The organism is Klebsiella sp. K5-306, from assembly GCF_051835185.1.
Taxonomy (GTDB): Bacteria; Pseudomonadota; Gammaproteobacteria; order Enterobacterales; family Enterobacteriaceae; genus Klebsiella; species Klebsiella oxytoca.
Genome location: NZ_JAIFJY010000010.1, coordinates 145,840 through 159,322, shown reverse-complemented (window position 1 = coordinate 159,322; position 13,483 = coordinate 145,840). Strand labels below are relative to the sequence as shown.

At 51.2% G+C, this 13,483-nt stretch carries 16 protein-coding genes; all 16 read left to right on the top strand.

The window, feature by feature from the left end; translation table 11 throughout:
* Nucleotides 1-7 precede the first annotated feature (7 nt).
* From K2184_RS16695 to K2184_RS16620, 16 genes are read left to right on the top strand one after another with little or no spacing between them, the layout of a single operon-like run.
* Entirely contained in the window at nucleotides 8-856 is an 849-nt protein-coding gene (locus tag K2184_RS16695; protein WP_017145568.1) for a head maturation protease, ClpP-related, read from the top strand.
* 9 nt (nucleotides 857-865) lie between these two features.
* The gene (locus tag K2184_RS16690) at nucleotides 866-2,083 is read left to right on the top strand and encodes a phage major capsid protein (RefSeq protein ID WP_181680425.1); all 1,218 of its coding nucleotides are present in this window, start codon (nucleotides 866-868) and stop codon (nucleotides 2,081-2,083) included.
* A 42-nt stretch (nucleotides 2,084-2,125) separates the two neighbouring features.
* Entirely contained in the window at nucleotides 2,126-2,422 is a 297-nt protein-coding gene (locus tag K2184_RS16685) for a DUF7210 family protein (protein WP_439237767.1), read from the top strand.
* Entirely contained in the window at nucleotides 2,422-2,748 is a 327-nt protein-coding gene (locus K2184_RS16680) for a head-tail connector protein (RefSeq protein WP_181680427.1), read from the top strand. The genes K2184_RS16685 and K2184_RS16680 overlap by 1 nt, the downstream gene beginning before the upstream one ends.
* Before the next feature lie 11 nt (nucleotides 2,749-2,759).
* Entirely contained in the window at nucleotides 2,760-3,098 is a 339-nt protein-coding gene (locus K2184_RS16675; RefSeq protein WP_181680428.1) for a phage head closure protein, read from the top strand.
* The gene (locus K2184_RS16670; RefSeq protein ID WP_181680429.1) at nucleotides 3,095-3,544 is read left to right on the top strand and encodes an HK97-gp10 family putative phage morphogenesis protein; all 450 of its coding nucleotides are present in this window, start codon (nucleotides 3,095-3,097) and stop codon (nucleotides 3,542-3,544) included. Before K2184_RS16675 ends, K2184_RS16670 begins: the two co-directional genes overlap by 4 nt.
* Entirely contained in the window at nucleotides 3,541-3,888 is a 348-nt protein-coding gene (locus K2184_RS16665; protein ID WP_181680430.1) for a DUF3168 domain-containing protein, read from the top strand. The genes K2184_RS16670 and K2184_RS16665 overlap by 4 nt, the downstream gene beginning before the upstream one ends.
* 56 nt (nucleotides 3,889-3,944) lie before the next feature.
* Nucleotides 3,945-4,649 carry an immunoglobulin domain-containing protein gene (locus K2184_RS16660; RefSeq protein WP_181680431.1) on the top strand — a complete coding sequence of 235 codons (705 nt, stop codon included), beginning with the start codon at nucleotides 3,945-3,947 and terminating at the stop codon, nucleotides 4,647-4,649.
* A gap of 30 nt (nucleotides 4,650-4,679) precedes the next feature.
* Complete coding sequence (locus K2184_RS16655) at nucleotides 4,680-5,084, top strand: phage tail assembly chaperone (RefSeq protein ID WP_049069900.1); 405 nt, start codon at nucleotides 4,680-4,682, stop codon at nucleotides 5,082-5,084.
* Between the two features lie 2 nt (nucleotides 5,085-5,086).
* Nucleotides 5,087-5,392 carry a phage tail assembly protein T gene (locus K2184_RS16650; protein WP_064351957.1) on the top strand — a complete coding sequence of 102 codons (306 nt, stop codon included), beginning with the start codon at nucleotides 5,087-5,089 and terminating at the stop codon, nucleotides 5,390-5,392.
* Between the two features lie 50 nt (nucleotides 5,393-5,442).
* Nucleotides 5,443-5,628: a YebO family protein gene (locus K2184_RS16645; RefSeq protein WP_017145578.1), complete on the top strand. Its 186-nt coding sequence runs from the start codon at nucleotides 5,443-5,445 to the stop codon at nucleotides 5,626-5,628.
* 41 nt (nucleotides 5,629-5,669) lie between these two features.
* Nucleotides 5,670-9,023, top strand: coding sequence for a phage tail tape measure protein (locus K2184_RS16640; protein WP_181680432.1), 3,354 nt, complete (start codon nucleotides 5,670-5,672; stop codon nucleotides 9,021-9,023).
* Between the two features lie 21 nt (nucleotides 9,024-9,044).
* On the top strand, nucleotides 9,045-9,518 hold the full coding sequence (locus K2184_RS16635; protein WP_015370207.1) for a hypothetical protein: 474 nt from the start codon (nucleotides 9,045-9,047) through the stop codon (nucleotides 9,516-9,518).
* The gene (locus K2184_RS16630) at nucleotides 9,505-9,981 is read left to right on the top strand and encodes a DUF1833 family protein (protein ID WP_064374426.1); all 477 of its coding nucleotides are present in this window, start codon (nucleotides 9,505-9,507) and stop codon (nucleotides 9,979-9,981) included. The genes K2184_RS16635 and K2184_RS16630 overlap by 14 nt, the downstream gene beginning before the upstream one ends.
* 12 nt (nucleotides 9,982-9,993) lie before the next feature.
* Nucleotides 9,994-10,374 carry a nitrite transporter gene (locus K2184_RS16625; protein WP_154927089.1) on the top strand — a complete coding sequence of 127 codons (381 nt, stop codon included), beginning with the start codon at nucleotides 9,994-9,996 and terminating at the stop codon, nucleotides 10,372-10,374.
* Nucleotides 10,371-13,448, top strand: coding sequence for a host specificity factor TipJ family phage tail protein (locus tag K2184_RS16620; protein ID WP_181680433.1), 3,078 nt, complete (start codon nucleotides 10,371-10,373; stop codon nucleotides 13,446-13,448). The genes K2184_RS16625 and K2184_RS16620 overlap by 4 nt, the downstream gene beginning before the upstream one ends.
* Nucleotides 13,449-13,483 lie beyond the last annotated feature (35 nt).

Below are 13,483 nucleotides of genomic sequence, written 5' to 3'. Positions count from 1 at the left end.
AATCCCCATGACAATTAGACAACTTCCGGTTGCTCCGGCGGGGCGCCCGTGCGCGGGTGTTACCAGTGAGCCCCAGCCCTCAGCGCTTGAACGCTGGAATGGTGGGATCAGGGCTGCATCCGATAATGACAACTCGATTTCTATTTTTGATGTTGTTGGACGTGATTACTGGGATGAGGGTGTCACGGCAAAACGCATCTCCGGCGCACTACGTTCAATGAACGGTGCAGATGTGACGGTAAACATCAACTCCCCTGGTGGCGATATGTTTGAAGGACTGGCAATTTACAACCTTCTCCGCGAGTACCAGGGGAAAGTCACTGTAAAAGTGCTGGGCATTGCTGCCAGCGCCGCTTCGATTATTGCTATGGCCGGGGACGATATTCAAATCGGGCGCGGTGCCTTTCTGATGATCCATAACTGCTGGGTAGTGGCGATGGGCAACCGCCATGATTTTGCGGAATTATCGACTTCTCTTGAGCCATTTGATACCGCTATGGCGGATATCTATTCAGCGCGTTCAGGGCTTGATATCGCGACCGTACAGCAGCTTATGGATGCTGAAAGCTATATCGGAGGCAGCGACGCAGTAGAAAAAGGTCTGGCCGACAGTCTGCTTTCTGCTGATGCCGTAAGCGATGGTGATGACTCCCCGTCTGCAGCGCTGCGAAAACTTGATGCGCTACTGGCGAAAACAAATACCCCCCGGTCTGAGCGGCGGAAATTAATCAAAGCGTTAACAGGTAACACGCCGGGCGCTGTTACCGATTCCCATGGTAAGCCTGGCGCTGCCGAAGAAATCAAACCTGAAACCCTCAATTCACTTGAAAGCGCCCTTGCGGCGTTAGTCAAATAAGGACCCTTTATGTCTGAAGTAAACGAGATTCTGAAAAAAGTCACCGCCTCCATTGAAGAAGCAACAGGCAAATTCAACGCCAAAGCGGAAGAGGCTCTGACTGAGGCGAAGAAGAACGGTAAATTGTCAGCGGAAACTAAAGAAACCGTAGACAAAATGGCGACCGAGTTTAATGCACTCAAAGAAGCCGAAAAAACCCTGAAGGCTGCGCTGGGCGAACTGGAGCAGCATGTTGCGCAGATGCCACTGGCAAACGCAAAAATGGTTGTTGAGACTGTCGGCCAGCAGGTTATTTCTGCAGAAGCCATTAAAGTTCTTTCGTCCAGCATCGAAGGGAACAAGCGTATTTCTGTTCCTGTAAAAGCTGCGCTGATCTCCAGTGACGTTCCTGAAGGTATTGTTGAGCCACAAAGACTGCCAGGTATTGATGTAGCGCCAAAGCAGCGGTTATTTATTCGAGATTTAATCGCGCCTGGGCGCACTGGATCACCGGCTATTTTCTGGGTGCAGCAGACCGGCTTTACCAATGCTGCAAAAGTGGTTCCGGAGAATACGGCCAAGCCGTACAGCAATATTGAGTTCACGCCGAAAATCACTCCTGTGACAACCATCGCGCACATGTTCAAGGCATCCAAGCAGATTCTGGACGACTTCGCTCAGTTGCAGTCCATGATTGATGCTGAAATGCGTTACGGCCTCAAGTATGTCGAAGAGCAGGAGATTTTGTTCGGCGATGGCACTGGCGCACACCTTCATGGCATCGTGCCGCAGGCAACGGCTTATAGCGCGGCATTTGCCGTTGAACAGCAGAACGGTATTGACGATCTGCGCCTGGCAATGCTTCAGGCTCAACTTGCCCGCTTCCCTGCATCCGGACATGTTCTGCACTTCATGGACTGGGCGAAAATCGAACTGACTAAAGACACTCTGGGGCGCTATATCCTGGCGAACCCGGCGGCGTTGACTGGGCCGACGCTGTGGGGGCTTCCGGTTGTTGCCACCGAAGCATCAGCTTTCCAGGGTAAGTTCCTGACTGGTGCATTTAATGCTGCGGCCCAGTTGTTCGATCGTGAAGATGCAAACGTTGTGATTTCGACTGAGAACGGCGACGACTTTGAGAAAAACATGATCTCCATTCGCTGTGAAGAGCGTCTGGCGTTAGCAGTAAAACGCCCTGAAGCATTTATTTACGGCTCCTTTACTGTACCGGCTTCCGGCGGTCAGTAATTTCTCTGGCGGCCTCCGGGCCGCACTTTTCGGGGTAATACCATGAAACTTATCGCGGTGAAACCGATTTACTTTGGCGGGGTAGTGGTGACGGAAGGCGAGTCACTGGAGACTCTGGAACAGCATGGCCGTGAACTGGTTAAAAAAGGTTATGCACGGCTGGTGGATGTTGATAATTCTGCGCAGCCAGAACAGCCAGAACAGCCAGAACAGCCAGAACAGCCAGAACAGCCAGAACAGCCAGAACAGCCAGAACAGCCAGAACAGCCAGAACAGCCAGAACAGCCGGAACAGCCGGAACAGCCGGAAACCGTGCCAGATAAGAAGGCTAAAAAATAATGTTAAAACTTGAAGTGGTTAAAGAGCACTGTCGCATTGAGCCTGATTTTACCGATGACGACTCAATATTGACCCTCTACATCGGAGCTGCTTCTCGTTACGTCGAAACATGGACTCGTCGCAAAATGTATGAGTCTGAAACCATCGAGGGGTATGCAGATGATCCTGATTCAATTCTCCCTGGCGATGATGTGAAAGCAGCGATGCTTCTGCTTATCGGTCACTGGTACGAAAACCGTGAAACGGTCTCTGTTGGTCAGGCTGCTACAGATATTCCGTTTACTGTCGAGGCACTTCTCCAGCCTTACAAAATCTATGGCATTTAAGCGGGGGAATTATGCAGGCAGGACGATTACGGCACCGGATCACCATCCAAAATTTCACCACCACCAGAACGCCTTCAGGTCAGCCGGGTGAAAAATGGGAAGATGGGAAAACCATCTGGGCCGAGGTTAAGGGGATAAGCGGTCGTGAGCTGTTAGCCGCTGGCGTAGAGCATGCTGATGCGACAATCCGGGTCTGGGTGCGTTTTCGCAGGGATATTTCAGCCACATCCCGATTGAAGGTGCGCACCGGCCCGTTTAAAGGCGCAGTTCTTAACGTTACCGGGCCTCCGGTTCCGGATATCAAAGGTACCCGGCTGGAAATTCTCTGCAAACAGGGGACCGAAAAATGATTGATGTGAATCTGGATTTTTCCGGTTTGCAGGATATCGCCCGAGACCTGCAAACCCTCAGCAAAGCTGAAAACAATAAAGTCCTCCGGGATTCGACCCGCGCCGGGGCCGAAGTTCTCCGGCAGGAAGTGATTGACAGGGCTCCTGAGCAAACCGGGAAGCTGAAGAAAAACGTTGTTGTCGTCACCCAGAAAAGCCGCCGACGCGGTGAAATTTCCTCGGGGGTGCATATTCGTGGTGTTAATCCGCGAACGGGAAACAGCGACAACACCATGAAGGCCAGCAACAAGCGGAATGCTTTTTACTGGCGCTTTGTCGAACTTGGGACTGCTACAGCTCCGGCACATCCCTTTGTGCGCCCTGCGTATGACACCCGACAGGAAGAAGCCGCGCAGGCTGCAATGAACCAAATGAACAAGGCGATCGATGAGGTGCTGGCGAAATGACAGAGGATGATCTCTATGACCTGCTGTCGCCGCTGGCAGGCGGGCGCGTTTATCCGTATGTGGTGCCGCTTGGCAGCGACGATTTACCCGCCGCGGCCGCTCCTTACATCATTTTCTCGATACCGACTGATGTTGCCGGGGATGTGTTCTGTGGGCAGGCCGAATCGACGCTGCACATTCAGGTAGATGTGTGGGCCAAAACGAACGATGAGGCCAGGGCGTTGCGGCTTGAGGCCCTTTCCCGGCTGGAAGTGCTTTCACCTACCGAAGTAACCAAAATCCCCGGTTACGACACTACAACCCACTTGCATCGGGCAACGCTCGAAATAACGGTCATTGCCTGACTGGAACCAATCCAATCTGACCGCCGCTGGCGGTTTTTTCATTTATGGAGGCTGCAATGTCAGCACTATTCGAACGCGCCCAAAAAACGAAAGTAATGATTACGTCAGTGCCGGTCACTGAGGATGAGCTGGATGTAGCAACCTGGCTCAACCTGAGTTGCACCATTAAGCAGGCCAGCTTTACCGCTGGTCAGAAAAACGATATTGACGTGACCACGCTATGCTCCGAAGAAACGGAAAATATCAACGGACTACCGGCCCCGTCTGAAATGTCGCTCTCCGGTAACTTTTACCGCAACCCGGCGCAGGATACGCTGCGTACTGCTTATGATAATGACGGCGTATACGGGTTTAAGGTTGTTTTCCCTTCCGGAAACGGCTTCCTGTTCCGCGCCGAAGTTCGTCAGCATACCTGGGATTCACAGACCAACGGTGTTGTTGCTGCAACGTTCTCCCTGCGCCTGAAAGGAAAACCAACCAACATTGACGCCTCTGGTATTCTGTCTTTTGCCACAGACCTTCCCGCATCGCAAACGGTAGCGGCCGGAAGCGCCCTGACAATGAGTGTGGTGGTTCAGGGCGGCACAGAACCTTATACCTACGTCTGGAAAAAGGGCTCGTCCACCGTCAGCGGGCAGACCAGCGCAACGTTTAATAAGGCCAGCGCAGTATCAGGCGATGCGGGTGTTTATTCCTGCGTGGTTACTGATGCCGATGGCACCGTTATCACCTCTGCTGACCACACTGTCACCATCAGTTAATGGAGCGCCGGGAAACCGGCGATAAACTTAATGTCAAAACAGAATCTTAAAGCGCTGGCGCTGGCCCCGATGGCGGGTTTTCGTAAAAAAGAAGTCACCGTTCCGGAATGGGAAAACGCCAAAGTTATCATTCGTGAACCATCGGCTGAGGCCTGGATTCGCTGGCAGGGGATTGCCAGCCCGGAACAACCAAAACTACCGGAAGGGCAGGAAGCGCCAGAGGTGCCAGAACTGACCCCTTCAGAACGCGCGTTCCGCACGATGCGGGCAGATGTCACACTCTTCATTGATATTCTGCTGGATACCGACCTACAGTACGTTTTCACCGTCGATGATACCGAACAGGTTGAAGCAATTTATGGCCCTGTCCATTCCCGGTTGTTGAAACAGGCGCTTGATCTCATTCGTGATGCGGATGATGCCAAAGCAAAGTAAAAATGCCTGGCATGCAGTTCCTGATGGCGCTGGCGCTCCGGATGGGCCGCACGCTGGGCGAACTGCGACAAACCATGACGGTCGGCGAATTCAGAATGTGGGCTGAATACGACCGTATCAGCCCGATCGGTGATATCCGTGGCGATATTCTCAATGCTCAGCTGGTTTCAGCGATGTACGGGGCTCAGGGCGGTAAAGTCACCATTGAAGACGCACAGATTCAGTGGAGCGCAGAAGAGGAAGTGGCAAGCGACAGCGGCGATCCCTTTGCAGGCTTAGAAGCCGCTTTGCTCGCGGCTTCTCAGTGACAATACATGCGTGACGGTTTAGGATATCGCCAAATACAGGGGGAGGCGTTATGGAACCGTTATTCGTAGTCTTTGGTGTTTTTGGTTGGCTAATTAATATTATTATTGTTTTTTATTTGATTCGTTTTAGTGTAAGAGCTAATGATCAGGTAGCAGCCTTGCAGGAAATAAATAAAAAGCAAGATGCACAAATTGATTTGTTAATACAAATAGCCCATCAAAATAAAAACACTTAAACTAAAGCCCCGCAAACGCGGGGTGTTTTATTAGGTGATGTATGGCTACTCTCCGTGAGTTAATTATAAAAATATCTGCTAATTCTCAATCGTTTCAGACTGAAATATCTCGCGCCTCTAGAATGGGCAATGATTATTATAAGGTAATGCAATCAGGTGGTCGCCAAGCAGCAGCGGCCTCAAGAGAAACAAAAAGAGCTATTTCTGAGTTAACAAATCAAATGAACTCGGCAAAATCATCTGCCATTGGAATGGCTGGGGCTTTTGCGGGGGCATTTGCTACCGGGCATCTGATAAACCTCGCCGATGAATGGAGCTCTGTTAATGCAAGGCTGAAACAAGCCTCGCAATCTACTGATGACTTCAAAACGTCTCAAAATGCTTTAATGGAAATTAGTCAGAGGACAGGTACAGCTTTCTCTGATAACGCAGCTTTATTTTCGCGCTCAGCTGCATCTATGAGAGAATATGGGTATAGTTCGCAGGAAGTACTGAAAGTTACAGAAGCAATATCAACTGGATTAAAGCTATCTGGAGCAAGCTCATCCGAAGCAAGTTCAGTGATTACTCAATTTAGCCAAGCGCTAGCTCAAGGAGTTCTTCGTGGTGAGGAATTCAATTCTGTAAACGAAAATGGAGATCGAGTCATCCGTGCCTTGGCTTCCGGAATGGGAGTGGCAAGAAAAGACCTAAAGGCGATGGCTGATCAAGGGCTTTTAACTTCAGATAAGGTTGTTCCTGCGTTAGTTAGTCAATTAGGTACGCTCAGGAAAGAATATGAAGCAATGCCTCAAACAGTTTCGGCTGCTACGACTAAAATCGAGAATGCATTCTTGGCTTGGGTTGGCGGAGCTAATGAAGCTACCGGAGCTACAACCACTCTTGTGGGCGTTCTCAATTCTGTGGCGAATAACATTGACACGGTTGCAACAGCAGCTGGAGCATTGGCGGCAATTGGTGGGGCTAAGTATTTTGGGGGGATTGTAGGAAATATTGGTACTCAAACAGGGAATATTCTTGATGCTAGGAAGAATGAAATAGCTTTGGCTGCTGCGCGGTCACAATCGGCTACTCAATCTCAGAGAAAAGCGGTTGCTGATGCTATTGCAGCTGAAAGGGCTTATCAATTAGCACAAAGTGAATTAGAATTAGCCAAAAATACTAATGCCGAAGCTACAGCAACTCAGAATGCAATTTCAAAGCGCCGTTCGATGATAACGGCTAATGCTGCTTTAGTACAATCAAATATAACCGTTAGGGCTTCTCAAGAGGCGCTTAATAAAACCACCTCTGCTTTAGGATTAGTAAAAAACGGGGCGGCCGGACTACTTTCTTTAGTCGGCGGTATCCCCGGTGTTTTGATGTTAGGTGCTGGAGCATGGTATACGATTTACCAACGTCAAGAGCAAGCTCGCGCATCGGCTGTGCAATATGCTGATACCTTGGATCAAGTAAGAGACAGTCTTAAATCTATGTCTCAGACACAAATATCAGCCAATTTGGGGCAAGCAAATCTCTCCATTGATGCTCAAGATTATAATATTGATAAACAGAAACAGAAGGTAGCGGAGCTTTCTAATCAACTTTATAACGCCAGACAGGCCGCTAAGGCAGCTACTGAAGGAACCTGGCTATATAACGATGCAACTGAAAAAGCAGGGATTTTTGCTTCTGAATTAGCCGTTGAAGAGGGCAAGCTTGAATTAATGCTCAAAAAACGCCAGCAGACGCAAGATTTAATTACTGATATTACAAATGCAGCAATTAGTAAAACAGTTGAAATGACAGGCGCTGTTAGTTCTCTGGCAGATATGTACGACAGGCTTAATAAAGTTACTCGGCAAGCTGTCTTAGCAACCCAGGCTTATCAAGGCCCTGTCCTGCCCGGACTTGATTCTAAGCAACAATCCGCAATGGATAGAGCAAAGCAGCAGGCAGAACTTGCTGGTTTGAGCGGAGTTGAGCGAGCAAGGCGACAGGCCCAATTTGAAGCTTCAGACTTAAATCTTCCGGCAGGGCAATACGAGAAATATATAAATTATGCTGTTGATAGTGAGAGGAAGCTTCAGGAATTACGTGACTCCAATAAGAAAAGCCGAGGTAAAAGCCAGGAAGAAAAAACGGAAGATACATATACCCGCATTGTTAAACAACAAGAAGAACAGATTGCACTCGCCGGACAAAGCAATGAACTGGCAAAAATAAAATATCAGATAGTTCAGGGGGAGTTATCCTCACTCGATCAAGCTAAAAAAGAAACCCTTCTGCACAATGCTGCGCTAATTGATCAGAAAAACATTGCTGAACAGTTAAAAACGTTCCGTGAGGGGCTGGCTGACAGCAACGCTGCTGCACGCGACCGGGAGAATATTGATTTTCTTGGTGCCGGGATGGGGGATAAGGCCCGCGACCGCATGAAGGAAATGGCGGATATTCGTACTGATTTTCTCAAACAGCAGCGGGACCTGCAGAGGGATTTCAGCAAAGGTCAGATTTCTGAGGACCTGTACAAACAGCAAACGGAAGCGCTACAGGCGGCGCTTACTGAACGGCTCCAGATTCAGGAGGACTACTACAAGAAAACCGATGAACAGCAGTCAGACTGGCGGGCGGGGATCAGCGATTCACTGATGAACTACGCCGATCAGGCTGCTGATCTCAGTTCAATGGCAGCATCAGCAACCAGCGAGATTCTCAATAACACCACGAACTCCATTTCCAACAACCTGACCAGTGTTCTGACTGGTGCGACCTCGTTCAAAGATGGGATGTCGAATATCTTCAGCTCTCTGGGTGAAACGGTGATTAAGACGCTGATCCAGATGGCAACACAGGCGTTAATCACCAAAGCGATTATGGCGTCGTTCGGCGGTGGTGCTGGTGGGATGTTCGGTAGTCTTTTTGGTGGAGCAAGTGGAGCTGCAAGTAGTGGAACTGCGCTGCAAAGCTTTGGATCGTCTTTTGCCTTTAATGCCCTCGGTGGTGTCTACGATTCGCCTTCACTTTCCGCATACAGCGGCGGTGTATACAGCACTCCGCAGTATTTTGCCTTTGCGAAAGGGGCTGGTGTGTTCGGTGAAGCTGGTCCGGAAGCAATTATGCCGCTGACCCGTGGGGCTGATGGTTCACTGGGTGTTCGTGCGGTTGGTCGTGAGTCCCCTGCAGTACAGAGCGCAGCAAGCCAGATTCAGGCACAGCCACGGATAGCTGTCAGCGTGGACGCACGAAGCACCTTCACCGGCAAACCCGATGACATAACGATGCAGGCTGTAGAGCGAAGAAATGATGCTCTTGAACAGCGGATAGTTAACACCTTAACCGCCGAGGTAAATAACCCACAGAAGAAATTCGGCCGGGCTATTTACTCCAATCTACAGCCAAAAAAACCACGATAAACCAGCCCGGAGGGAAAGTTAATGGCAGATATTATCTATCCGGATGAATACCTGCCTATGCCGCTGATGGACGGGTACGGTTTTAAGCCCATATCACCGATACTGCGAACGGAAATGACGTCCGGTCGCGCTCAGCAGCGAAGGCGATATACCTCAACACCCACCCAGGCATCGGTTAAATGGATTTTTAAAACTGATGCTCTGGCGCAGGTGTTTGAGGCGTTTTTCAGGGATGCGCTTAAAGATGGCCAGTCATGGTTCTATCTGAAACTCCAGACTCCCATCGGGGTAAAGCCCTATAAAGCCAGGTTCGTGGATATTTACGAAGGGCCGACGCTGGTCGCGCCAAAATACTGGCAGTACAGCGCAACGCTGGAATTATGGGAGCGCCCGTTACCGCCTTCAGGCTGGGGAAATTACCCGGAATGGCTGGCGGGCCAGTCGTTACTAGATATTGCGCTAAACAGAGAGTGGCCGAAGCATGACAATTCTTGAGCGACTATATGCCAGCAGCGGATCGGAGGTTATTCACGATACGTTGCAGATATCGGCAGGCGATGATAACTACTGGCTAACCAGTGGCTGGGATGACGTTTCCGTGATGCTGGAAAATGGTCAGCCGGCGACGTTTGAAGCCTGCGCGATAGAAATTGCATTGCCAGCGCGTAATGCGGACGGAACGCAGGATCTGAAATTCGCCCTGAGTAATATTGACGGTGTCGTTTCGGGAGCCATCGATAAAGTTCTGGATGAAATGAAATCAGCCACGCTGACATTTCGGCGGTATATTTCATCCGATCTGTCTGCTCCGGCATCATCACCGTATACGCTCGATATCAAATCCGGCTCCTGGACCCCGACAGTAGTTCAGGTCACGGCGGGCTATATGAATATCCTTAAAACAGCCTGGCCCCGTAAACGTTACAACCTCGCAGAGCATCCTGGCTTACGTTACTAATCTGAGGCAAACATGTTTAACGCTGATAAATACCGTTCAGTCAGCTGGCTGAAAGGCGGTCGCGTATACCCGCAACTCGACTGTTTTGGCATTGTGAATGAAATCCGGCGCGATCTGAAATTACCCCTCTGGCCCGATTTCGCCGGAGTGACCAAAGACGGGGGAGGCCTCGACCGGGAGGCGAGAAGGTTGATGCTTTCCCTGCAACGCTGCGAGCCCTGCGAAGGTGCTGGCGTGGCCTGCTATTCCGGCTCAACGGTCACCCATGTCGGGATCGTTGTCATGCTCGATAACCAGCTGCAGGTCGCGGAATGTAATCCAGGCTCGGGGGTTACGTTTCTGCCACTGGCGCGATTCATACGAAGGTTTAACCGCGTGGAGTTCTGGCAATGACGATAAAGTTTTTTCCGTCCCGGTTGCCGGGTGAACCCCTGGAGACGCACGAACATGGCGCGATGACCCTGCATGAGTGGATGGCCAGGAATGTCCCGAGCTACTCGCAGGACAGAAAGCATCCTGTTGCGGTCGAACTGGACGGCCGGGCTGTTCCACCTGCGGAATGGCCACTATGTTTGCTGCGGCCAGACAGCGATGTGCGGATTTACCCGATCCCGTATGGAACCGGCCTGGAAATCGCCGTGTGGGTATCGGTTGCCGTATCTATTGCCTCTACGGCCTATGCGCTGTTTTTCGCCCCGAAACCAGAGCTGGGCGGGTTTTCGTCAGGCAATTCAGCATCACTGGACCTGAACCCGGCAAAAGCGAATACAGCTAAGCTTGGCGATCCTGTTCGTGAGGTATTCGGAAGAAACAGAATTTATCCGGATTACCTGGTGCAGCCGGTCACTCGCTTTGACCCCAATGATCCCACCCGGATGACGGTCGAAATGTTTGTCTGCCTCGGGTATGGACGTTTCTCTTACACCGGCGGTGATTTTCGGGTAGGTGAAACTCCTGCTCTGCCGTTAGGTGATGGCTTTTCTTATACCAGCTATGGCCCTGGCGATAACGTGGCGGGGGACCGTCGCAGCGAGGTCTGGTTCAACAGTACAGAAGTTGGCGGGACATCAAGCGGGTCAGGTCTGGATATGGCTCAGACTGCCCCTGAAGCCAGTGATATCGTTGCTGATGCCATGGCCGTCAGCGGCGCCTCAGTCTCGTTTTCAGGTCTCGATGTCGATGATGACAACGATGATGATGAAGATGAGAACAAGCTGCCTCCTGGCTGGATTGAGGGTGCAATTGTCACTCTGAAAGCGCCGGTGAATTATCAGGTATCGATTGAGGATGGTTTTAACGTTCTGACAGGTGACGCCGTCGAAGAAGTGGCGCCATATAATGGTATGCCTGTAACGCTGACGTTTAGCGGTACCGATTATGATCTGCAGATTGCCACGTATACCCCTCACCAGGACGCCGTTCCGGGAACGGGTGGATCGACTGCAGCATTGCGCGCCAGTGCGTCGCCAGCCACGTATGATTTTACGACAACCAGCCAGACGTTTGCTCTGACCTGGCAGGGTGTCACCTATACCCTGTCCCTGGTTGCTGACTACGGCACAATGTCCGGTTTGCTGGCGGCGATTAACAGCGGGCTCACCGGATCGGGGTTGATTGCTCAGGATGACGGCGGCGTGATTCGTATCGTGGAAATTTCCAGCCCGTGGCGTGGCGGTTCCATTACGTCATCATTCCTGCCCGTGTCAGTTTTTGGCGACAGCGCTGTGTTTACTGCCGGTACAGCATCCAGTGGCGGAAGCCCGGCGGTCACAGCCAGTGTCAGGCTGGCATACGATTCCGGTACCGCATTTTCTGGCCTGCCGGACGGCACGCAGCGGATTTCCCTGGCTCACCGTGGCAACGAATACCAGATAGCATCGACTGACGGTGCGTCTGCAACCGTACAGAGGGTGGTTAATGGTGTCGTTGATAATACCTGGGCAGGTTTCCTCACCCGTACCGTCGTGGATTTTGCCGCGTCTGGTATCAACGATAATGAAACATGGCTCGGCCCCTTTCTGGCCTCCCCGCAAAATGAAGTTGTGGACGCCTTCGAGGTCAACTTTGCTTTCCCAAACGGAATTTGCGGATTCCAGAACAACGGGAATAAGCGGGTTCGACATGTTGAGTATGAAATTCAGTACCGCGTATATGGTTCCGGATCAGGGTGGACGAGTAAGCAGGGGGTGTACGCGCTTAAAAACGTTAATGGCCTCGGTTTTACAGAGCGTTTTAATCTGTCTTCTCCCGGGCTGGTGGAGGTTCGATGCCGCCGCCGTAACGAGCAGGGGAGTAACAACGCGAGGGACAGCATGTTCTGGCAGGCGCTCAGAGGTCGTTTGATTTCCCGTCCGACCTTCTACGCAGGGATATCAACAATAGGGATCACGGTTGAAACCGGTGGCCAGCTGGCGGCGCAGTCAGACAAGCGTGTGAGTGTTGTCGCCACGCGAAACTATGATGGCGGTGGTGACAGGACAATCAGCGGGGCATTCCTGCATCTGGCCCGCAGTCTGGGTTATCGCGACGACCAGATCGACATTTCCACAATTAACATGCTTGAGGCTAACTACTGGACGCCACGAGGCGAGTATTTTGACCACCAGGCCAGCAGTGACAGCACGTCCGCAAAGGATATTTTCGACAAAATTGCTGAAGCAGGCATGGGGTATTTTCTGCTGTCTGACGGCTTACTTTCCGTCGGGCGTGAAGGGGTCAAAAGCTGGACCGGAATCATCACCCCCCAGGATACTGTCGAGGAAATGCAGACATCATTCAGGGTGCCTTCTGAGGACGATTTTGATGGCGTGGATGTGAAATACATCAATCCCGTGACCTGGGCGGAGGAGACCGTACAGTGCCGGACGCCTGAAAATCTGTTCCCCCGGAAAACGGAGTCTTACACCATCGATGTCGTCATGACAGCGGATCGTGCCTGGCGTATCGGGATGCGCCGGTTAATGAAATATCTCCATCAACGCCGGACGTATACGGCTACAACTGCAATGCTGGGATGGTGCCATGATTTTGGTGACCACATCATTTTGTCAGATGATATTCGAACCGGGAAAACCCAAAGTTGCCTGATTGACGCAATGACATACGACTTTCAGGAAATAACGTTACATGTCACCGAGCCTCTGGACTGGAGCTATACAAATCCCCGGTGCTGGATACAGTTTCAGAACAGTCGTCCATCGTCACGGATGCTGACGCCGCAGCGGATAGATGATTTCACTCTTACCATACCTTACAACGACGATCTGCACCCGGAAGACTGGATTATGGACGACCCTGATATTGATCTACCGCGTTTGCTGTTCTGCGACAGTGAAAAAGGTGCCCGGCATGGGATAGTCCAGGAGGTCGCCCCCTCCGGTGACAGCAACTGTCAGATTACCGCGCCGGAATATAAAGAAATTTTCTACGTCTACGACGACGCCACATACCCCGGCGACGTCGCGTAATACCCCATAAAAACCCCTTATTAACTCTTTTCGTT